We start from the raw sequence: 21360 nt of genomic DNA on the forward strand, positions 1-21360 counted from the left end.
AGATCCCCCATGAACGCTGCCCTCGACGTTCTGCAATCGACCCATCAGCACATCAATCGCGACCGTTTGTGGCAGTCGCTGATGGACCTGGCCAAGCTCGGCGCCACCCCCAAGGGCGGGGTGTGCCGCCTGGCCCTCACTGACCTCGACCGCAAGGCCCGCGACCTGTTTGTGCAGTGGTGCGAGGAGGCCGGCTGTACCGTGACCGTCGACGGCATCGGCAATATTTTCGCCCGGCGCCCGGGGCGCAACCCCGACCTGCCGCCGGTGATGACCGGCAGCCATATCGACACCCAGCCCACCGGCGGCAAGTTTGACGGTTGCTTCGGTGTGTTGGCCGGTGTGGAAGTGCTGCGTACCCTCAACGACCTCAAGCTCGAAACCGAAGCGCCGCTGGAGGTGGTGGTGTGGACCAACGAAGAAGGCTCGCGCTTTCCACCGTGCATGATGGGCTCCGGGGTGTTCGCCGAGAAGTTCAGCCTGGCCGATACCCTGGCCAAGGTGGATGTGGATGGCGTCTCGGTTGGCGAAGCGCTGAACGCCATCGGCTATGCGGGGACGCGTGCTGAGAGCGGGCACACAGTTGGTGCTTATTTCGAGGCGCATATCGAACAAGGGCCGATTCTTGAGGATGAGAAAAAAACCATCGGCGTGGTACTCGGAGCCCTCGGGCAGAAGTGGTTCGACCTGAAGTTGCGGGGCGTTGAAGCACACGCGGGACCGACGCCGATGCACCTGCGCAAGGATGCTCTGGTAGGCGCGGCAGCGGTGGTGGCCGCCGTCAACGCCGCAGCATTGGAGCACCAGCCGCATGCCTGCGGGACCGTGGGTTGCCTGCAGGCGTATCCCGGTTCGCGCAATGTGATTCCCGGCGAGGTGCGCATGACTCTGGATTTTCGTCACTTGGAGCCGGCACGCCTGGATTCGATGATTGCCCAGGTGCGCAAGGTGATCGATGCAACCTGCGACAAACATGGCTTGAGCTTTGAACTGCAACCCACCGCCGACTTTCCGCCGCTGTACTTCGACCAAGGCTGCGTGGACGCCGTGCGCAACGCGGCCAATGGCCTGGGGTTGTCGCACATGGACATTGTCAGCGGGGCCGGGCACGACGCGATTTTCGTCGCCGAGCTGGGCCCTGCGGGAATGATTTTTGTGCCGTGCGAGGGTGGCATCAGCCATAACGAAATCGAGAATGCTGCGCCGGATGACCTGGCGGCGGGGTGTGCGGTGTTGTTGCGTGCCATGGTGGCGGCTTCGGCAGCCATCGCCAGCGGCAAGCTCGCCGCCTGAAATGTGGTAAAAAATGTGGGAGGGGGCTTGCCCCCGATGGCGGTGGGTCAGTCAATAAAGCTGGTGACTGATACACCGCCATCGGGAGCAAGCCCCCTCCCACATTTGAACTGTGTTTGACGTCAGATCCATATGGCATCCCACAAGGGGTAATCGCCAATCCGCTCGACCAACCCCGCGCGCAATGGATTGGCCACCACATAGCGGGCCATTTTCACCAGGTCATCTTCTTTGCGCAGCGCGCGGTCGTGGAAGCTTTCCTGCCATAGCCGGCCCTTGCGTCCGGTGGCGCCGTTGACGGTTCGTGTGCTTCTGGATTTTACCTGACACATCAGGTCTGCCAGTGAGCCTTTTTTCAACTCGATGATCCAGTGGAAATGGTCGGGCATGATCACCCATGCCAGGGAGTTCGCCAGCCCTTGGTGCTGAGCGATCCGAAATTGCCGGACCACCAGGCGCCCCAGATGAAAGTCACTGAACAGGCGAATGCGTTCATGGGTATTGGTGGTGATCAAGTAGATGCGATTCGGTTCGCTGAATCGGCCGATGCGCAGGCGATGTGAAGCGGGTAGATCAGGCATTCCCTGGCCTCTCTGCTAGGTGGACTCTGAGAGGCTAGGAGGGGTGGGCTGACTGTGATGTGCAGGCTTTTGGCAATATGTGTCTGGAAGGGCGCTATCGGGAGCAAGCCCCCTCCCACATGGGTCTGGCAGTGTTCATACATTGTGTGTCTGGCGCGGAACCAGTGTGGGAGGGGGCTTGCTCCCGATGAGGCCGTAACAGGCGCCGCCGTCAGTGCGTCTGCCCCTCGCTTCCAGCTTGCCACCCACCCCCCAACGCCGTCACCAATCCCACGCTCGCCTGCAACTGCCGCGTCTGCACCGCCTGCAAGGTTCGCTGCGCCTGCAAGGCCGCCGTCTGCGCGGTGACCACATCCAGGTAACTCACGGCTCCGGCCTGATAGCTGTTCATCGCCAGCGCCTGGGTGTGCTGCGCCGCATCCGCCGCCGCCTGTTCATCCTCGGCCTGCTGCTGCAGGTCGCGCAGTTGTGCGAGGTTATCTTCCACCTCGCGCACGGCTTTCAAGACCTGGCTGCGGTACTGCGCCGACGCTTCCTCAAATTCGGCCCTGGCCTGGCGTTCGTTGGCACTCAAGCGTCCACCATCAAGGATGGGCAGGTTCATCAACGGCCCCAGCGCCCAATAGCGATTGCCCGCTGAAAGCAGATTGCCCATGCCCTGCGTCTGGCCGCCAATCAACCCGGTCAAACTGAAGTCCGGATACCACGCCGCCTTGGCCACGCCGATGGTTGCATTGGCTGCAAACACTCGCCGTTCCGCCGCAGCAATATCCGGGCGACGTTGCAGCAGGTGGCTGGGCAGTTGCGCTGGAATCCCTGGCAAGGCCATTAACTGCGGGCTGGGTGGCAATGAAAAGTGGCTGGCCGCGACGCCGACCAATTCGCCGATGGCATGCTCGGTCAGGTTGCGCTGCCCGCGCACGTCATCCAGCTGCGCCCTGGCCTCGGCCAGTTGATTTTGCGCACGGGTGAGGTCCAGTTCCGATGCGATCTGCCCCTCATAACGGCTACGGGTGAGTTGCAGCGCCTGGCTGAAATCCTCCAGCGAGTGGGTGAGAATGCGGCTCTGCGCATCCAGCCCATTGAGTTGCACATACAGCGTTGCCAACTGGCGTTGCAGGCTCAGGCGCGCCACGGCCAAATCATCCCCGGATGCTTGGGCCTGGGCGTCGCCGGCCGCGACCTGGTTGCGGATCTTGCCCCACAGGTCCAGCTCGTAACTCAACGAGAATCCGGCGGTGTCGCTGTTGTACACCGACGGTTGCGTGGTGCCGCGCAACGGCCTCGAATCCGATTGGCGCTGGCGCAGCGGCTGGGCGCTGGCGGTGAGCTGTGGGAACAGCCCCGCATGCAGTTGACCGGCGTATGCCTGGGACGCATCGAAATGCGCCAGCGCTGCGGCCAGGTCCGGGTTGGCCGTGAGCAGTTGCTGTTGCAGCTCATCGAGCGTTGGGTCGTTGTACAGCTTCCACCACTGAGGCGCCAATAGGTCGGACGGCTGCGCGCTGTGCCACGGGCCGTCGCTGGTCTGTTCGCGATAGCCCGCCGGCAGGTCAACCGACGGCACCTGGTAGGTGGGCGCCATAGAGCAGCCTTGCAAGGCCAGCAGCATCACTGCCGCAAGCGGGTTAAGCCTTGGGCGCATGGACACCCCCGGTGGCGTCGGCCAGTTGTACCGCGTCGCCTTCGCGCAGGGCATCGGGCGGGTTGTCGATGATGCGGTCGGCAGGTTTCAGGCCGTGGTCGATCACCAGGCGTTCGCCCAGGTCCAGGCCGATATGAATAGCTTGCAGGTGCACATGGTTCTGCCGGTCCAGCAGCGCGACCTGGGTGCCCTGGGCACGGAAGATCAACGCGCTGGCCGGGATGCTCACGCCATGGGTGTCCGCCGGAATCGGCAAGGTCGCTTCGGCGTAGTCGCCGGGCAGCAGTTCACCGTTCGGATTGTCGGCGACGAACTGCGCGAGCAGGGTGCCGGAGCGTCGGTCGATGGCCGTGGAGTCGCCGATCAGACGCGCCTTGAAGTGTTCGCCCGGATGTTCGGGCACCGTCAGCTCGGCTTCCAGACCTGGGTGGATTACCGCCGCGTAGTTCTGTGGCACCGGCACGTACAGGCGCAACTGGTGGGTGTCGGCAAGGCTGAACAGTTCCGGATCGCTGTCGGTGTCGGCCTTGATCAACTGGCCGATGTCGGTGTTGCGCGCGGTGATCGTGCCGGCGAAGGGCGCGCGCAGGGTCTTGTAGCTTTCCAGTGCGCACAGCCGCGCGTAGTCGGCGGCGGCCGCCTGGGCATTGGCTTTGGCGGCGGCGGCATCCGAGGTTTTCTCATCGGCCTCCTGGCGTGACACGGAGTGGCTGGCCAGCAGGTTTTGCCAGCGCGTTGCGGTGGTGGCGGCCAGGCGCGCGTTGGCCTGTTCCTGAACCAGGTGGGCGTGGGTTTGCGCCAGTTGCTGGTCAAGGTCCGGGCTGTCGATTTGCGCGAGGATTTGCCCGGCCTTGACCTGGCTGCCGATATCGACTTTCCAGTCCTTCAAATAGCCGCTGACCCGGGCATGGATCGGCGCCTTGCTCCAGGCCTCCAGGTGCGCCGGCAAGCGCAGGGTGTCGCCGCTGGCATTCTGTTCGGGCTGGAACACCCTCACCTGGGGGATGGCCGCGGTTTCAGTCCAGGCGGTCACTGATTGCTCATGCAGCGTGCGCGCGTGCAAGCCGTTGGCGACCAACAGGGCGGCCAGGGTCAGGCCGCCGACACCCATGAGCATCAGACGCTTGCGCGAGGGTTTTTGATCAGACGACATGGGACGTTTCTCCAGCAATTGCGCGAGTAGGGTGACGACCGTGGACCAGGCTGAAGACCACGGGAACAAACAACAAAGTGGCGATAGTGGCGAAGATCAACCCACCGATCACGGCGCGGCCCAGCGGCGCGTTTTGTTCCTCGGACAGCGCCAGGGGCAGCATGCCGATGATCATCGCCAGGGCGGTCATGCACACCGGGCGAAAGCGCGTGTAACCGGCTTCCATCGCAGCTTTCAAGGCATCGCCATGTTCGGCCAGGCGTTCACGGCAGAAGCTCACCACCAGGATCGAGTTGGCGGTGGCCACGCCCATGCACAGAATCGCGCCGGTCAGGGCCGGCACCGATAACGAAGTGCCGCTGAGGAACAGCATCCACACGATCCCCGCCAATGCTGCGGGCAGCGCGGTGATGATCACAAAGGGGTCGGCCCAGGATTGGAAGTTGACCACGATCAGCAGGTAGATCAGCACCACGGCGCCGAGCAGGCCGAAGCTCAACCCGCTGAACGCCTCGTGCAGCGCATCGATCTGCCCGTGCAGGCTGATCGTCGCGCCTTTGGGACGCATGGACGCGGTGTCATCCAGGACTTTTTGCACATCACGGGCGACGCCACCGAGGTCGCGGCCCTGCACGTTGGCATACAGGTCCAGGGTGGGTTCGATGTTGTAGTGCGTCACCACCGCCGGGCTGTGTACCCGCGAAATAGTCGCCACGCCGCCGAGGATCTGGGACTGGCCATCGGCACCGGTCACCGGCAGGGCCTCCAGCGACGGCAGGCTGTCGAGGCGGTATTGCGGCGTCGCAGCCACGATCGAATAGGACACGCCATTGGCCGGATTCAGCCAGAACGTGGGCGCCACCTGGGAGCTGCCGGCGAGGGAGGCGACCATGCTGTTGGTCACGTCTTTTTCGGTGATACCCAGGCCATTGGCGCGCAGGCGGTCCACATTCACCTGCAGCGACGGGTAACCGGTGGACTGCTGGATACGCAGGTCGGCGATGCCGGGGACGTGTTGCAGGCGCCGTTCAAGCTCCACGGCATAGGCACGGTTTTCTGCGTCGTTGCGCCCGGAAATCTTGACGTCCAGCGGTGCTGGCGCGCCGAAGTTGAGGATCTGGCTGCTGATGTCTGCCGGCAGGAACGCAAAGTGGCTGCCGGGGAAGCTGTGCGGCAGGGCTTCACGCAGCTTTTTCACGTAATCGGCGGTGGGCGCGTGGTCCTTTTTCAGCGTGACCTGGATATCGCCGTCCTGCGGGCCGATGGTGCCGCTGCTGCTGTAGGCCATGTCGATGCCGCTGAGCGGGATGCCGATGTTGTCGACGATCGTGTCCAGCTCCTGCGTCGGGATCACCTCGCGAATCCGCGCTTCGATGCGGTCGAACGCGGCGGCGCTCTCCTCGATACGCGTCCCCAGCGGCAGGCGCACATGCAGCGCCAGTGCGCCGGCATCGGTCTCCGGGAAAAAATCCTGGCCCAGGCTCGGCAGCAACACGAACGAGGCCAGCACGCAGGCGAGAAAACCCAGGATAAAGCGCTTGCGCGCGCCGAGTGCGAGCATCAGCAGGCCGTGGTAGGTGTCGCGGATATTCGAGAAATGTCGCTCGAACCCTTGCTGGAAATTCAGCACCGCTTGCAGCGCGGCATGGCGCGGCTTGCGGTGCTGCTCACCGTCGTGATGGTTGATGAATGGATCTTCCGGATGATGCCCCGGGCCTTGCTCCGGTACGTGGGGCTTGAGCAGAAACATCGCCAGGGTCGGCACCAGGGTGCGCGAGAGAATGAACGAACTGGCCATGGCAAAGATCACCGCCAGCGCCATCGGCCGGAACAGATACCCGGCGATGCCTTGCAGCAGGAACATCGGCACGAACACGATGCAGATGCACAGCAGCGAGACGAACGCCGGGCCGACAATTTGTGCGGCACCGTCGAGAATTGCCGTCTTCACCGCCTTGCCTTGTTCCAGGTGCCAGTTGATGTTTTCGATGGTCACCGTGGCGTCGTCCACCAGAATGCCCACCGCCAGGGCCAGGCCGCCCAGGGTCATCACATTGAGGGTTTGCCCGCTGACCGCCAGCAGCGCAATGGCCGACAGCACCGCCAGGGGGATCGACGCGGCGATGATCAGGGTCGAGCGCCAACTGCCGAGAAACAGCAGGATCATCGCACTGGTCAACAGGGCGGCGATGATGCCTTCCTGGGCCACGCTGCCCACCGACTGCTTGACGAACACCGAGGCGTCGCCCAGCAGTGAGGTCTTGAGCGAGGGTGGCAGGGTTTCGTTGATGCGCGGCAGCATCTGGCGGATGCCGTCGATGATCGAGAGCGTAGAGATACTGCCGTTCTTCAAGGCCGGCATCAGTACGGCGCGATGGCCGTCGACGCGCACGATATTGGTCTGCGGGGGGGAGCCGTCCCGCACGTGGGCCACTTGGCCGATGGTGATGATCGCGCCGTCGACGCTCTTGATCGGCAAGTCGTTGAGTTCATCGATGGCCTTGGGACTGTTGTTCAGCAGGATCGTGTATTCGTTGGGGCCGAGCTTGGCGGTGCCCACCGGGATGATCTGATTCTGCAGCGCCAGGGCGTTGCCCACGTCCTGTGCCGACAAACCCTTGGCCGCCAGGGCCTGGGGATCGAGGTCCAGGGTGATCTGGCGCTGCTTGCCGCCCATCGGCGTGGGCATCGCCAGGCCGGGCAGGGCGCTCAGCGGCAGGCGGATATTGTTCTGCACCAGGTCGCGGATTTTCGCCTCCGACAGGCTCGGGCTGGAAAACGCCATTTGCAGGATCGGCACCGTGGACGCGCTGTAGTTGAGGATCAGCGGTGGAGTGATACCCGGTGGCATCTGCTTGAGCACCGTCTGTGACACCGCGGTGACCTGGGCGTTGGCGGTGCGGATATCCACGCCGGGCTGGAAGAAGATCTTGACGATGCCCATGCCCGGCAGGGATTGCGATTCGATATGTTCGATGTCGTTGACGGTGGTGCTCAGGGAGCGTTCGTAGGTGTAGATCACCCGCCCGGCCATGGCGTCCGGCGACAGGCCGTTGTATTGCCAGACCACGGCAACCACCGGGATACCGATATCGGGGAACACGTCCGTGGGCGTACGCAGGGCCGCCATGGGCCCGATGATGCAGATGAATATGGCCAGCACGATAAACGTGTACGGCTTGTGCAGTGCGGTCTTTACCAGCCCGAGCATGCGTGAGTCTCCGAGAAAAGCAGGATTGCAAACCCCGGCAGTCTTGCCCGACCCACCTAACACGCACCTTTCAGCCAGGTGAAGGAAGATTTAGGTAACGGCTGAAGATCGTTTCATTTGTATTCATTTGTTCTACAAACGGCGGCTCTTCAAGCTTGTCAGCCATCGGACACGCTTTTTACTGATGCGCTTTGGAGCCCTGCCATGTCACCGAAAACACTGTTGTTGATTCCCACTTTTGCGGCTGTTGTATTGTTGTCGGCGTGTGCCGGCCCGATACCCAAGGCCGACCCGAGCCAGGCCTGGATCGGCTTGAAAGAAGAAGCACCGAATGACCTGTTGGCCGAGCGCCTCGACGGCAAGCGCGTGGATGACGGGCGCTACTTTGAAGTGAGCCCCGGGGACCATCGCCTGGACGTGACGTTGTTCGAGGAAGAGCCCGGCGACGATAACCAGCAGGACTGCCAGGGCCGGGTCGAGTACAAACATTTCAAGGCGGGTGAGCATTACACCCTGGAGGAGTCGAGCCTGGGGACTACTGTGCGCGCAGCGCTCAAGGATGGGCACGGCAAGGAAGTCGCCGCCACCCAGGACTTCAATTGCATGCCGGGCTAGGCATGGTGCGCCGTCGCCTTGCGCGGCTCGGCGGGCGCAGGGGGTTTGACATGGGGGGGATGATGCCGGCGAGTCACGCGCATGACCCCCCACAGCATGGCGCCGGCCACCGCCAGCCAACCGCAGATCAACAGGAAAATCGTCGTTGCAAGGCTCATTCAGGCCTCCCTTCACCCCGTCCGGGGTACACACAGTCTTCTCAATGGACAGTCTAGCCACCTGGCGGTTGCCTGCTATTGACCAATGGTCGTGTCCGTCCAACGTGTTTGCTCTATGGCGAGCGCTTTATCGACACTTGAGGCTATACCCTTGCCCAAGAGCGTCCTATGATCGGGACCCTCACCGGCAGTTGATCAAGAGAGTCAAACATTGCGCTTACGGTCGAACCTCAGAACATCCATCCTGCTGGCCTGTGCCCTGGGGCTGATGGCCTGTTCCAGCCCGCCGTCGAAACTTCCCGGCCTGCCGGAGCGGGTTGAACTCAATGGCGTCCCCACCTTTCGCAGCGAGGCTTATCAGAGCGCTCCTGCGGCACTGGCCAGCATGCTGTCGCAACAAGGCATTGTCATGACACCGGGGCTGCTCGATAAGCCACTGCACCTGCCGGGCGCCGAGGCGGACCTTGAACGCAACATGCAAAAGCTGGCGCGTGAGTACGGGTTGATGGTGTATCCGCTGGATGAAAGGCTGACCGCGGTGCTGGCGCAGGTGGCGGCCGGTTATCCGGTGATGGCGCGCATCAACTCCAGTTTCTGGTCCGGCCCGCGTTACGTCGTGGTGGTGGGGTTCAATCAGCAGAAAAGCACGGTGCTCTTGCGTTCCGGCATGGAACGGCGATTGATGATGGGTTTCAGTGACTTTGAGTCGGCGTGGAAGAGCGCGGGTCATTGGGCGATCCTGACCCAGCGTCCGAGCCAGTTGCCGGCGAATGTGGACGCGCAGCGTTGGCGAGAGGCGGCGAATGCCACGGCTCAGGCCGGGCAGGAAGGGGCGGCGGCCCAGGCGCTCAAAGTCCTGGCGGAACGCAAGTAACAAATGTGGGAGGGGGCTTGCCCCCGATGAGGGTGTGTCAGTAGAAGTATCTGTAACTGACCCACCGCTATCGGGAGCAAGCCCCCTCCCACATTTAATTTGCGTTGTGAGTGAGTCAGCGACGTACTTCTGCCACTCCCGCGCGGTTCTTCAGGTTCTTGTCAGCCTTGTAGCGCAACGCCACATCCGGCACCGCGCCGCCCTTGCCGGTCTCGACCCAGCTGCGAATACGGCTCGCATCGGCAAAATGGGTGAACTTGCCGAAGGCATCCAGGATCACCAGCGACACCGGGCGGTTACCCATGCTCGTGACCAGCACCAGGCAATGCCCGGCCTGGTTGGTAAAGCCGGTCTTGGTCAGCTTGATGTCCCAGTTGGCACGATTGATCAGGTGATCGGTGTTGGAGAAACCCAGGGTGTAGTTGGGCTTGCGGAATGCCACGGTCTTTTCCTTGGTGGTGCTCAACTGGCTCAACATCGGGAACTTGCGCGCATAGGCCAGCAACTTGCTCAGGTCGCGGGCGGTCGACACGTTATGGATCGACAGGCCTGTAGGCTCCACGTAATGGGTGCTGGTCATGCCCAGCGCCTTGGCCTTGGCGTTCATTGCCGCAATAAACGCCGCGTAGCCGCCCGGATAATGGTGGGCCAGGCTCGCGGCGGCGCGGTTTTCCGAGGACATCAGTGCGATCAGCAGCATCTCCTTGCGCGGCATCTGGCTGCCGATCTTCACGCGCGAGAACACCCCTTTCATCTCCGGCGTGTCGGTGATGTTGATGTCGATGTATTCATCCATGTTCTGCTTGGCTTCCAGCACGATCAGGCCGGTCATCAGCTTGCTCACGGACGCGATGGGTACTACCACGTCGGGGTTGCTGGCATAGATAACTTTGTTGGTCTGCAAATCCACCAGCATGGCGCTGCCGGAGGCAATTTGCAGTTTGGAGGCGTCACGCGGGGCCAGGGTGGATTCGGCGGCGTGGGCGAACGTGCCTGTGAAAGCGAAAAACAGGCTGACAAGAGAAAGACGAATTTTCACGCGGATGAACTCGCTAAAAAGTAAGGAAATACCGTTTGGAAACGGGTTTTATGAAAAATGACGTTACATTTTAGGAGTATGGATCAGAAGCTGTCGAATGTTCTTCCAGAACCAGACGAAAGTGCTTAAAAACTAAGAAAAAACAGTTTTTTTTCGGGCAATAAAAAGCCCTGCGATAAGGCAGGGCTTTTTCAGTACGCCTGGTTATTAGCTGTGCAACGTTTCCGCCGCATACAGCGTGTTCTCCAGCAGGCACGCCCGGGTCATCGGGCCTACACCGCCTGGAACCGGCGTGATCCAGCCGGCGCGGGGCAGGGCGGTGTCGTAAACCACATCACCCACCAGCTTGCCGTCGTCCTGGCGGTTGATGCCCACGTCAATGACGATGGCGCCTTCCTTGATCCATTCACCTTTGACCAGGCCCGGCTTGCCGGCGGCGACCACGACCAGGTCGGCGCGGCCAACGTGGCCGGCCAGGTCCTTGGTGAAGCGGTGGGTGACGGTCACGGTGCAGCCGGCCAGCAACAGTTCCATGGCCATCGGGCGACCGACGATATTCGACGCGCCCACCACGACTGCATCGAGACCGTACAGATCGACCCCGGTGCTTTCCAGCAACGTCATGATCCCTTTGGGCGTGCACGGGCGCAGCAGCGGGATACGCTGGGCCAGTCGGCCAACGTTATAAGGGTGGAAACCATCGACGTCTTTGTCCGGGCGGATGCGTTCCAGCAGTTGGGAGGCGTCCAGGTGCTCGGGCAGCGGCAACTGGAGCAGGATGCCGTCCATGTCCGGGTCATCGTTGAGGCTGTCAATCAGGTCGGTCAGGGCCTGTTGAGTGGTGTCCGAAGGCAAGTCGTAGGCTTTGGAGATAAAGCCCACCTCTTCACAGTCTTTACGCTTGTGCGAGACGTAAACCTGAGAGGCAGGATCGCTGCCGACCAGGATCACCGCGAGGCCAGGCGTGCGCAGGCCTTGCTGGCGACGCTCGGTGACGCGTTTGGCGATCTGCTGGCGCAGGCTGGCGGCGATTGATTTGCCGTCGATAAGTTGTGCAGTCATTACGCGTGATTAACCATCGAGAGGGGGAAGAAAAGTGCGCGCATTCTCGCACGCCAAGGCGCGAGGGCAAAGGCGCTTGGTCTGCAAATTGGCCTAACCCCTTAAATAAAATCAGTTTTTTTCAAAAAAGATTTGACGGGTTTCAGGCTGCTCTATACTATTCGTCGCACTTGTCGGGCACAGCCTAGCACTGGTTAGAAGGTCGAGCAGAATTGTTGTACTGCAAGGCTGGAAACACTTAGTTTGTAATCCTCCAAGAGTACAGATTAATCAGGCGCCCGTAGCTCAGCTGGATAGAGCATCCGCCTTCTAAGCGGATGGTCGCAGGTTCGAGTCCTGCCGGGTGCGCCATTAGGCAGCTTTGGCACAAGTAGCGCTATATGGTGGGCGTAGCTCAGTTGGTAGAGCACGGGATTGTGACTCCCGTTGTCGAGGGTTCGATCCCCTTCGTCCACCCCATATTTTGAAAGGCGCCAGATTAACCGTCTGGCGCCTTTGCTTTAAGAGCTTCAAGCGCGGATGTGGTGGAATTGGTAGACACACTGGATTTAGGTTCCAGCGCCGCGAGGCGTAAGAGTTCGAGTCTCTTCATCCGCACCAAATAAAACGTTGCTCGGCTGTCAGGCTGGGCAGGGTTCAACAAAGAAGTAGTTTGGTTTCTTTGTTAACGCAATATGGTGGGCGTAGCTCAGTTGGTAGAGCACGGGATTGTGACTCCCGTTGTCGAGGGTTCGATCCCCTTCGTCCACCCCATATTCGAAAGGCGCCAGATTTAACAGTCTGGCGCCTTTTTTGGTTTTGGCGGTTCGATATTTCGGCGGTCGCAGGTAGTGGGCCCCATCGGCAGCGCGTTTCGTCGTGTTTGTGTGTCTCGATGATGCCGTGTTGCCTGCTCGCGCCGTTCGCGGGGCGGGCCGTCAGGGAGATGAGTGGTTGCTCGTTCTATATATAGAAGGGCGGCGCAGAGCCCTGGCGCAATTGGCTGTATTTGTCACCGGGGCGAGGTACTTCAGTGCCTTCGTACCGATAAATTGCCGGCTGTTTTCAGGTGTATTTTGAGTAGGGTGACTTCTTGAGTTTGACCCACTAGAATGCATGCCCTTGATTGGGGTCGGAAATGGCCGGCTAATGTCTGTGCAACGAGGAATATCCATGCAAGTTTCTGTTGAAAATACTACTGCTCTCGAGCGCCGCCTGAGCATCACCGTGCCGGCAGAGCGTATTGAGACTGCGGTCAACAAGCGTCTGCAGCAGACTGCCCAGAAGGCCAAGATCGCTGGTTTCCGTCCAGGCAAGGTGCCGATGAGCGAAATCAAGCGTCGTTTTGGTGCCGATGCGCGCCAGGAAGCTGTAGGTGACGTGATCCAGGCTTCCTTCTACGAAGCCGTTGTCGAGCAGAAGCTGAACCCGGCTGGCTCGCCTTCGATCGAACCCAAGTCCCTGGAAGCTGGCAAGGACCTGGAATACGTTGCTACTTTCGAAGTGTTCCCCGAGTTTGAAGTGGCCGGTTTTGAAGGCATCGAAATCGAGCGCCTGAGCGCCGACGTCGCTGATTCGGACCTGGACAACATGCTGGAAATCCTGCGCAAGCAGAACACTCGTTTCGAAGTGGCCGACCGTGCCGCCCAGAACGAAGACCAGCTGAACATCGATTTCGTTGGCAAGGTTGACGGCGAAGTATTCGCTGGTGGCTCCGCCAAGGGTACTCAGCTGGTGCTGGGTTCCAACCGCATGATCCCGGGCTTCGAAGACGGCCTGGTTGGCGCCAAGGCCGGTGAAGAACGCGTTCTGAACCTGGAATTCCCTGCTGACTACCAGAACCTGGACCTGGCCGGCAAAGCCGCCGAGTTCACCGTGACCGTCAACAGCGTTTCCGAGCCTAAGCTGCCAGAGCTGAACGAAGAGTTCTTCGCTCAATTCGGCATCAAGGAAACCGGCATCGAAGGTTTCCGCACCGAAGTGCGCAAGAACATGGAGCGCGAGCTGCGCCAGGCCATCAAGTCCAAGGTCAAGAACCAGGTCATGGACGGTCTGCTGGCCGCCAACCCGATCGAAGTGCCCAAGGCCCTGCTGTCCAATGAAGTGGATCGCCTGCGCGTACAAGCTGTTCAGCAGTTTGGTGGCAACATCAAGCCTGACCAACTGCCGGCCGAGCTGTTCGAAGAGCAAGCCAAGCGCCGTGTCGTGCTGGGCCTGATCGTGGCTGAAGTGGTCAAGCAGTTCGACCTCAAGCCGGACGAAGACCGTGTTCGCGAAATGATCCAGGAAATGGCGTCGGCCTACCAGGAACCTGAGCAGGTCGTGGCTTGGTACTACAAGAACGACCAGCAACTGAACGAAGTACGTTCGGTTGTGCTGGAAGAACAAGTTGTGGATACTGTTCTGCAGAAGGCTAAGGTGACCGATAAAGCGGTCTCTTACGAAGAAGCAGTCAAACCGGCAGAAGCAGCACAAGCCGACTGATTGTCCAACTCGTTGGAAATTCAACCATAAGCCAGCCTCGCGCTGGCTTATGCGTTTTCAAGACATGACTATTTGGGAGTAACTGCAGAGCATGTTCCGTAATTCCTATATTCAGCAGAACTCTGATATCCAGGCCGCAGGCGGCCTGGTCCCGATGGTTGTCGAGCAGTCCGCTCGTGGCGAACGCGCCTACGACATCTACTCGCGCCTGCTCAAGGAGCGAGTGATCTTTCTGGTCGGCCCGGTAGAGGACTACATGGCTAACCTGATCTGTGCGCAGCTGCTGTTCCTTGAAGCGGAAAACCCGGACAAGGACATCCATCTCTACATCAACTCGCCGGGCGGTTCGGTGACGGCGGGGATGTCGATCTACGACACCATGCAGTTCATCAAGCCAAACGTATCGACTACCTGCATTGGCCAGGCCTGCAGCATGGGTGCCTTCCTGCTGACCGCCGGTGCCGAGGGCAAGCGTTACTGCCTGCCGAACTCACGTGTGATGATTCACCAGCCACTGGGCGGGTTCCAGGGCCAGGCATCGGACATCGAAATCCATGCCAAGGAAATCCTCTTCATTCGTGAGCGCCTCAACACACTGATGGCCAAGCACAGCGGGCACACACTTGAAGAAATCGAGCGTGATACCAACCGTGATAATTTCATGAGTGCTGAAGCGGCCCGTGAATACGGGTTGATCGACGCCGTGATCGAAAAGCGCCCCGCTTAATATAAGCCGCTCAAAATAGGGCTGGTCGGCATGTCCGACCACTGGCGGGCTTGAAAAAGCCCGCATAAGCCTTCATCTTGTGTTGCAAGCCTATCGGATTTGGATCGAACGAATGACTGACACCCGCAACGGCGAGGACAACGGCAAGCTGCTTTATTGCTCCTTCTGTGGCAAAAGCCAGCATGAAGTGCGCAAATTGATTGCCGGCCCCTCGGTGTTTATCTGCGACGAATGCGTCGACCTGTGCAATGACATCATCCGCGAGGAGGTGCAGGAAGCCCAGGCCGAGAGCAGTGCGCACAAACTCCCATCGCCTAAAGAAATCAGCGGCATCCTTGACCAGTACGTCATTGGTCAGGAGCGTGCAAAGAAGGTTCTGGCCGTAGCGGTGTACAACCACTACAAGCGCTTGAACCAGCGTGACAAGAAAGGCGACGAAGTCGAACTCGGCAAGAGTAATATCCTGCTGATCGGCCCAACAGGCTCGGGTAAGACCCTGCTTGCGGAAACCCTCGCTCGCCTGCTGAACGTTCCGTTCACCATCGCCGACGCCACCACCCTCACTGAGGCGGGTTATGTGGGCGAAGATGTCGAGAACATCATTCAGAAACTGCTGCAGAAGTGCGACTACGACGTAGAGAAGGCCCAGATGGGTATTGTCTACATCGACGAGATCGACAAGATTTCGCGCAAGTCGGACAATCCGTCGATCACTCGGGATGTTTCCGGTGAAGGCGTACAGCAGGCCCTGTTGAAGCTGATCGAAGGCACGGTCGCTTCGGTACCGCCCCAAGGTGGCCGCAAGCACCCGCAGCAGGAATTCCTGCAGGTCGATACGCGCAACATCCTGTTTATCTGTGGCGGTGCGTTCTCCGGGCTTGAAAAGGTCATCCAGCAGCGTTCCACCCGTGGCGGTATCGGTTTCGGCGCTGAAGTGCGCAGCAAGGAAGAAGGCAAGAAGGTGGGCGAGTCCCTGCGTGAAGTCGAACCTGACGATTTGGTCAAGTTCGGTCTGATCCCGGAATTCGTCGGTCGTTTGCCGGTCCTGGCGACGCTGGACGAGCTGGATGAGGCTGCGTTGATTCAGATCCTCACCGAGCCGAAAAACGCCCTGACCAAGCAGTACGCCAAGCTGTTCGAGATGGAAGGTGTGGACCTCGAGTTCCGTACCGATGCGCTCAAATCAGTGGCCAAGCGCGCACTGGAGCGCAAGACCGGTGCACGTGGTCTGCGCTCGATCCTCGAAGGCGTGTTGCTCGACACCATGTACGAAATCCCCTCGCAGTCCGAGGTGAGTAAAGTGGTGATCGACGAAAGCGTTATCGAAGGCAAGTCCAAGCCACTGTATATCTATGAAAACAGTGAGCCGGCTGCCAAGGCTGCACCTGACGCGTAAGCGTCTTTGCAGTGGCGGTACAAGCAAGGGGCCTTTTTGGGGCCCCTTGTTTTTTTGGGGTATTTTTGCAGGACGGCTGATTAAATCGCGTTTATTCATGCGTTTAAGTGCTGGCATTGAGCTTGTTTTTTTTGCATGCAACCCCCATCTTGGTTTCAAGCTTATTTTTCAACTGTCATAGAGGCGAAATCATGAAGACAACCATCGAATTGCCTCTCCTGCCGTTGCGTGATGTCGTCGTCTATCCGCACATGGTTATCCCGCTGTTCGTGGGGCGCGAGAAGTCTATCGAAGCCCTCGAGGCTGCGATGACGGGCGACAAGCAGATCCTGCTGCTGGCCCAGAAGAATCCTGCTGATGATGATCCGGGCGAAGACGCCCTGTATCGCGTCGGCACCGTTGCCACTGTCCTGCAATTGCTCAAGCTGCCCGACGGTACCGTCAAGGTGCTGGTGGAGGGCGAGCAGCGCGGCGCGGTCGAGCGTTTCATGGAGGTGGACGGCCACCTGCGCGCCGAAGTGGCGCTGATCGACGAAGTCGAAGCCCCTGAGCGTGAATCCGAAGTCTTCGTGCGCAGCCTGCTTTCGCAGTTCGAACAGTATGTGCAGCTGGGCAAGAAAGTCCCGGCGGAAGTCCTGTCGTCCCTCAACAGCATCGATGAGCCGAGCCGCCTGGTCGACACCATGGCTGCGCACATGGCGCTGAAAATCGAGCAGAAACAGGACATCCTCGAAATCATCGACCTGTCGGCCCGTGTCGAGCATGTGCTGGCACTGCTGGACGGTGAAATCGACCTGCTGCAGGTCGAGAAGCGCATTCGTGGCCGCGTGAAGAAGCAAATGGAGCGTAGCCAGCGCGAGTACTACTTGAATGAGCAGATGAAGGCCATTCAAAAAGAACTCGGCGACGGCGAGGAAGGCCACAACGAGATCGAAGAGCTGAAAAAGCGTATCGATGCCGCCGGCCTGCCGAAGGACGCGCTGACCAAGGCCACGGCCGAGCTGAACAAGCTCAAGCAAATGTCGCCGATGTCGGCCGAAGCCACCGTGGTTCGCTCCTACATCGACTGGCTGGTGCAAGTGCCGTGGAAGGCCCAGACCAAGGTCCGCCTGGACCTGGCCCGCGCCGAAGAAATCCTCGATGCCGATCACTACGGCCTTGAAGAGGTCAAGGAACGCATCCTCGAATACCTCGCCGTGCAAAAGCGCGTGAAGAAAATTCGTGGCCCGGTGTTATGCCTGGTCGGGCCTCCCGGGGTGGGTAAAACCTCTCTGGCGGAGTCCATCGCCAGCGCGACCAACCGCAAATTTGTGCGCATGGCCCTGGGTGGCGTGCGTGACGAGGCGGAAATCCGCGGCCATCGCCGGACGTATATCGGTTCGATGCCAGGAAGATTGATTCAAAAAATGACCAAAGTGGGCGTGCGCAACCCGCTGTTCCTGCTCGATGAAATCGACAAGATGGGCAGCGATATGCGTGGCGATCCGGCGTCGGCGCTGCTTGAGGTGCTCGATCCCGAGCAGAACCACAACTTCAACGACCATTATCTGGAAGTCGATTACGACCTCTCCGACGTGATGTTCCTGTGCACCTCCAACTCCATGAACATTCCGCCGGCGTTGCTGGACCGGATGGAGGTGATTCGTCTACCGGGTTACACCGAAGACGAGAAGATCAACATCGCGATCAAATACCTGGCGCCCAAGCAGACGTCGGCCAACGGCCTGAAGAAAGGCGAGATCGAGTTTGACGTCGAAGCGATCCGAGACATCGTGCGCTATTACACCCGCGAGGCCGGTGTACGGGGCCTTGAGCGCCAGATCGCGAAGGTTTGCCGCAAAGCAGTCAAGGAACATGCACTGGAAAAACGCTTCTCGGTGAAGGTGACGGCCGATGCGCTGGAACATTTCCTCGGTGTGCGTAAATTCCGCTACGGCCTGGCCGAGCAGCAGGATCAGGTAGGGCAGGTGACGGGCCTGGCGTGGACTCAGGTGGGCGGCGAGTTGCTGACGATCGAAGCTGCCGTGATCCCGGGCAAGGGCCAGTTGATCAAGACCGGCTCCCTCGGCGATGTGATGGTCGAATCGATCACCGCCGCGCAGACCGTGGTGCGCAGCCGTGCCAAGAGCCTGGGTATCCCCCTGGACTTCCACCAGAAGCACGACACCCATATCCACATGCCGGAAGGGGCGACCCCGAAGGATGGCCCCAGCGCGGGTGTAGGCATGTGCACGGCCCTGGTGTCGGCATTGACGGGCATTCCGGTGCGTGCCGATGTGGCAATGACCGGTGAAATTACCCTGCGCGGCCAGGTATTGGCCATCGGCGGTCTGAAAGAGAAATTGCTCGCCGCGCACCGGGGTGGAATCAAGACCGTGATCATTCCCGAAGAGAATGTCCGCGACCTGAAGGAAATTCCAGACAATATTAAACAGGATCTTCAGATCAAACCGGTTAAATGGATTGACGAAGTCCTGCAAATTGCGCTGCAATACGCGCCGGAGCCCTTGCCGGATGTGGCTCCGGAGATTGTCGCGAAGGACGAAAAACGCGAGTCGGATTCCAAGGAAAGAATTAGCACGCATTAAAGTGCTGGAGCCTGGGGGGCTTCCTTGACAGCTTTTTAGAGCCCTTGTTATAAAGCGGCTCTTAAGTGTCTGTTGGCCATCCAGCACTGGTTTTTGCTTTTTACCAAAAAACTTAGAATCATACTCATAGATATATAAGGGGACTTAGAGTGAACAAGTCGGAACTGATTGATGCTATCGCTGCATCCGCTGATATCCCGAAAGCTGCTGCCGGCCGTGCGCTGGACGCAGTAATCGAATCCGTCACTGGCGCTCTGAAGGCCGGCGACTCCGTGGTACTGGTAGGCTTCGGTACTTTCTCTGTGACTGACCGCCCAGCTCGCACTGGCCGTAACCCACAGACCGGCAAAGCACTGCAAATCGCTGCTGCCAAGAAACCAGGTTTCAAAGCCGGTAAAGCCCTGAAAGAAGCCGTTAACTAAGCTTCGATCAAGCCTTTGCTTACCCGGGTCGGACGCAGGTCTGGCCTGGCAGCGGAGCGGTAGCCGGCCCGAGTATCCATCGGGTCGCCACGCCGGGGGTCAGCGTTAAAACTCCCGTCCGCTCCGCCAGTTACGAGAAGGCGCATCCTCGGATGCGCCTTTCTTCTATCCGGATTCTACCCACGCTCCACGGTTGCCTATTTTGATGTTCAACCGTTTCTGGGGGACGCATGCTGCAAAATATCAGGGACAATTCACAAGGCTGGATTGCCAAGACCATTATCGGGATCATCGTCGCATTGATGGCGTTCACCGGTATCGAGGCTATTTTCCAGGCTTCGGGTAATAACAAGCAGGACGTGGCCAAGGTCAACGGTGAGGAAATCACCCAGACCGAACTGAGCCAGGCCGTTGATATGCAACGGCGCCAGCTGATGCAACAACTGGGCAAGGATTTCGATGCTTCCCTGTTGGACGAGAAACTGCTGCGCGACGCGGCCCTCAAGGGCCTGATCGATCGCAAGCTGCTGCTGCAAGGCGCTGCGGATTCCAAGTTCGGCTTCTCGGAAGCGGCTTTGGACCAGGTGATCCTGCAGACGCCGGAGTTCCAGGTGGATGGCCAGTTCAACGCCGAGCGCTTTGACCAGGTGATTCGTCAACTGGGCTATAGCCGCCTGCAATTCCGTCAGATGATGACCCAGGAAATGCTGATCGGTCAGGTTCGCGCAGGCATCGCCGGCAGTGGTTTCGTGACCGATACCGAGGTGCTGGCATTCGCCCGTTTGGAAAAACAGACGCGCGATTTTGCCACCGTCAACATCAAGGCTGACCCGGCAGCGGTGAAACTCACCGACGACGAAGTCAAGGCGTACTACGACCAGCATGCCAAGGAGTTCATGACCCCGGATCAGGTCGTCATCGACTACCTGGAGCTGAAGAAGTCGTCCTTCTTCGACCAGGTCACCGTCAAGGACGATGAGCTGCAGGCCGCCTATGAGAAAGAAACCGCCAACCTCGCTGAACAGCGTCGTGCCGCGCACATTCTGATCGAGGTCAACGACAAGGTCACCGAGGCGCAAGCCAAGGCCAAGATCGAAGACATCCAGGCGCGCCTGGCCAAGGGCGAACAGTTTGACGCCCTGGCCAAAGAGTTCTCTCAGGACCCGGGTTCGGCCAACAATGGCGGCGATCTCGGCTTTGCCGGTCCCGGTGTCTACGATCCGGACTTCGAGACGGCGCTGTACGGCCTCAAGCAAGACCAGGTGTCCGCGCCGGTGCGCAGCGCCTTCGGTTGGCACTTGATCAAGCTGCTGGGCGTTGAAGCGCCAGAAGTGCCGACGTTCGCCAGCCTGAAAGACAAGCTGACCCGCGAGCTCAAGACCCAGCAGGTTGAACAGCGCTTTGTCGAAGCGACCAAGCAGTTGGAAGATGCGGCATTCGAGGCTTCCGACCTGGCCCAGCCGGCGTCCGATCTGAAATTGACCGTACACACGTCGGCGCCGTTCGGCCGTGAAGGTGGCGAAGGCGTCGCGGCCAACCGTGCCGTGGTCACCGCTGCGTTCAGTCCGGAAGTGCTGGATGAGGGTGCCAACAGCAGCGCCATCGAGCTGGACCCGGAAACCATCATCGTGCTGCGCGCCAAAGAGCACCTCAAGCCTGCCCAGCTGCCGCTGGAAAAGGTTGAGGCGGCGATCCGCACGCAGATGACCAAGGAGCGTGCGAGCGCTGCCGCCAAAACCCATGCCGACGAGTTGATCGCCAGCCTGCGTGATGGCAAGACTGCGCTGGACCAGCCGATTGACGGCCAGGCCTGGAAGGTGACTGAAGCGGCGACCCGTGGCCAGGAAGGCGTCGACCCTGCTGTGCTGCAAGCGCTGTTCCGCATGCCCAAGCCAGCGGCCAAGGACAAGCCGACCTTCACCACCGTCACTCTGCGCGACGGCAGCCTGGTGATCGTGCGCTTGAACGGTGTCAACGAAGCGGCAGCCCCTACGGACGAAGAAAAAGCGCAATACCGCCGCTTCCTCGCTTCCCGTATCGGCCAGCAGGACTTCGCGGCGTACCGCAAGCAGCTGGAAACCCAGGCAGACATCAAGAAGTTCTGATGTTGGCTTGACAAAAAAGACCCCGTCC

Annotated in this window: 16 protein-coding genes and 4 tRNA genes; 13 read left to right on the plus strand and 7 right to left on the minus strand. The window is 60.0% G+C overall.

Annotation, left to right across the window (positions count from 1 at the left end; all coding sequences use genetic code 11):
- Window positions 1–9 precede the first annotated feature (9 nt).
- Window positions 10–1293, plus strand: coding sequence for a Zn-dependent hydrolase (locus PspCFBP13528_RS10890; protein WP_101220052.1), 1284 nt, complete (start codon window positions 10–12; stop codon window positions 1291–1293).
- Window positions 1294–1415: 122 nt separating this feature from the next.
- Here PspCFBP13528_RS10890 and PspCFBP13528_RS10895 read toward each other — a convergent pair whose 3' ends face one another.
- The 4 genes from PspCFBP13528_RS10895 to PspCFBP13528_RS10910 all read right to left on the minus strand — a co-directional run bounded on the left by PspCFBP13528_RS10895 (window position 1416) and on the right by PspCFBP13528_RS10910 (window position 7883).
- Window positions 1416–1874 carry a transposase gene (locus PspCFBP13528_RS10895; protein WP_137200195.1) on the minus strand — a complete coding sequence of 153 codons (459 nt, stop codon included), beginning with the start codon at window positions 1872–1874 and terminating at the stop codon, window positions 1416–1418.
- Between the two features lie 211 nt (window positions 1875–2085).
- Window positions 2086–3519: an efflux transporter outer membrane subunit gene (locus tag PspCFBP13528_RS10900; protein ID WP_137200196.1), complete on the minus strand. Its 1434-nt coding sequence runs from the start codon at window positions 3517–3519 to the stop codon at window positions 2086–2088.
- Entirely contained in the window at window positions 3503–4672 is a 1170-nt protein-coding gene (locus tag PspCFBP13528_RS10905) for an efflux RND transporter periplasmic adaptor subunit (RefSeq protein ID WP_101220055.1), read from the minus strand. Before PspCFBP13528_RS10905 ends, PspCFBP13528_RS10900 begins: the two co-directional genes overlap by 17 nt.
- Window positions 4662–7883 carry an efflux RND transporter permease subunit gene (locus PspCFBP13528_RS10910; protein ID WP_137200197.1) on the minus strand — a complete coding sequence of 1074 codons (3222 nt, stop codon included), beginning with the start codon at window positions 7881–7883 and terminating at the stop codon, window positions 4662–4664. Before PspCFBP13528_RS10910 ends, PspCFBP13528_RS10905 begins: the two co-directional genes overlap by 11 nt.
- A 204-nt stretch (window positions 7884–8087) precedes the next feature.
- Here PspCFBP13528_RS10910 and PspCFBP13528_RS10915 point away from each other — a divergent pair, with 204 nt between their 5' ends.
- Window positions 8088–8498 carry a hypothetical protein gene (locus PspCFBP13528_RS10915; RefSeq protein WP_101220057.1) on the plus strand — a complete coding sequence of 137 codons (411 nt, stop codon included), beginning with the start codon at window positions 8088–8090 and terminating at the stop codon, window positions 8496–8498.
- Here PspCFBP13528_RS10915 and PspCFBP13528_RS27585 read toward each other — a convergent pair.
- Entirely contained in the window at window positions 8495–8656 is a 162-nt protein-coding gene (locus PspCFBP13528_RS27585; protein WP_178084427.1) for a hypothetical protein, read from the minus strand. The genes PspCFBP13528_RS10915 and PspCFBP13528_RS27585 overlap by 4 nt on opposite strands.
- A gap of 211 nt (window positions 8657–8867) precedes the next feature.
- Here PspCFBP13528_RS27585 and PspCFBP13528_RS10920 point away from each other — a divergent pair, with 211 nt between their 5' ends.
- Window positions 8868–9530, plus strand: a complete 663-nt coding sequence (locus PspCFBP13528_RS10920; protein ID WP_137200198.1) for a peptidase C39 family protein — start codon at window positions 8868–8870, stop codon at window positions 9528–9530.
- Between the two features lie 115 nt (window positions 9531–9645).
- Here PspCFBP13528_RS10920 and pbpG read toward each other — a convergent pair whose 3' ends face one another.
- Together pbpG and folD are read right to left on the minus strand one after the other, a co-directional pair.
- The gene (pbpG, locus tag PspCFBP13528_RS10925) at window positions 9646–10569 is read right to left on the minus strand and encodes a D-alanyl-D-alanine endopeptidase (RefSeq protein ID WP_065953046.1); all 924 of its coding nucleotides are present in this window, start codon (window positions 10567–10569) and stop codon (window positions 9646–9648) included.
- Window positions 10570–10776: 207 nt separating this feature from the next.
- Window positions 10777–11631, minus strand: a complete 855-nt coding sequence (folD, locus tag PspCFBP13528_RS10930) for a bifunctional methylenetetrahydrofolate dehydrogenase/methenyltetrahydrofolate cyclohydrolase FolD (RefSeq protein ID WP_124358987.1) — start codon at window positions 11629–11631, stop codon at window positions 10777–10779.
- Between the two features lie 274 nt (window positions 11632–11905).
- Between folD and PspCFBP13528_RS10935 the strand changes: the two genes are divergently transcribed.
- The 10 genes from PspCFBP13528_RS10935 to PspCFBP13528_RS10980 all read left to right on the plus strand — a co-directional run bounded on the left by PspCFBP13528_RS10935 (window position 11906) and on the right by PspCFBP13528_RS10980 (window position 21332).
- Window positions 11906–11982: transfer RNA gene (locus PspCFBP13528_RS10935), tRNA-Arg, on the plus strand.
- 32 nt (window positions 11983–12014) lie between these two features.
- Window positions 12015–12090 (plus strand) — tRNA-His (locus PspCFBP13528_RS10940).
- Window positions 12091–12146: 56 nt separating this feature from the next.
- Window positions 12147–12231, plus strand: a tRNA-Leu gene (locus tag PspCFBP13528_RS10945).
- A 77-nt stretch (window positions 12232–12308) separates the two neighbouring features.
- Window positions 12309–12384 (plus strand) — tRNA-His (locus PspCFBP13528_RS10950).
- A 399-nt stretch (window positions 12385–12783) separates the two neighbouring features.
- Window positions 12784–14094, plus strand: coding sequence for a trigger factor (gene tig, locus PspCFBP13528_RS10955; RefSeq protein ID WP_065953048.1), 1311 nt, complete (start codon window positions 12784–12786; stop codon window positions 14092–14094).
- A gap of 91 nt (window positions 14095–14185) precedes the next feature.
- A complete protein-coding gene (clpP, locus tag PspCFBP13528_RS10960) occupies window positions 14186–14821 on the plus strand; it encodes an ATP-dependent Clp endopeptidase proteolytic subunit ClpP (RefSeq protein ID WP_003174822.1) in 636 nt (211 codons plus the stop codon).
- Between the two features lie 112 nt (window positions 14822–14933).
- Window positions 14934–16217: an ATP-dependent Clp protease ATP-binding subunit ClpX gene (gene clpX, locus PspCFBP13528_RS10965; protein ID WP_017136464.1), complete on the plus strand. Its 1284-nt coding sequence runs from the start codon at window positions 14934–14936 to the stop codon at window positions 16215–16217.
- A gap of 191 nt (window positions 16218–16408) precedes the next feature.
- Entirely contained in the window at window positions 16409–18805 is a 2397-nt protein-coding gene (gene lon / locus PspCFBP13528_RS10970) for an endopeptidase La (RefSeq protein WP_137200199.1), read from the plus strand.
- A 149-nt stretch (window positions 18806–18954) separates the two neighbouring features.
- Window positions 18955–19227, plus strand: a complete 273-nt coding sequence (locus PspCFBP13528_RS10975) for an HU family DNA-binding protein (RefSeq protein ID WP_003174819.1) — start codon at window positions 18955–18957, stop codon at window positions 19225–19227.
- A gap of 230 nt (window positions 19228–19457) precedes the next feature.
- Window positions 19458–21332: a SurA N-terminal domain-containing protein gene (locus PspCFBP13528_RS10980; RefSeq protein ID WP_137200200.1), complete on the plus strand. Its 1875-nt coding sequence runs from the start codon at window positions 19458–19460 to the stop codon at window positions 21330–21332.
- Window positions 21333–21360 lie beyond the last annotated feature (28 nt).

The organism is Pseudomonas sp. CFBP13528 (assembly GCF_005233615.1).
In the GTDB taxonomy this organism is placed as follows: Bacteria; Pseudomonadota; Gammaproteobacteria; order Pseudomonadales; family Pseudomonadaceae; genus Aquipseudomonas; species Aquipseudomonas fluorescens_AM.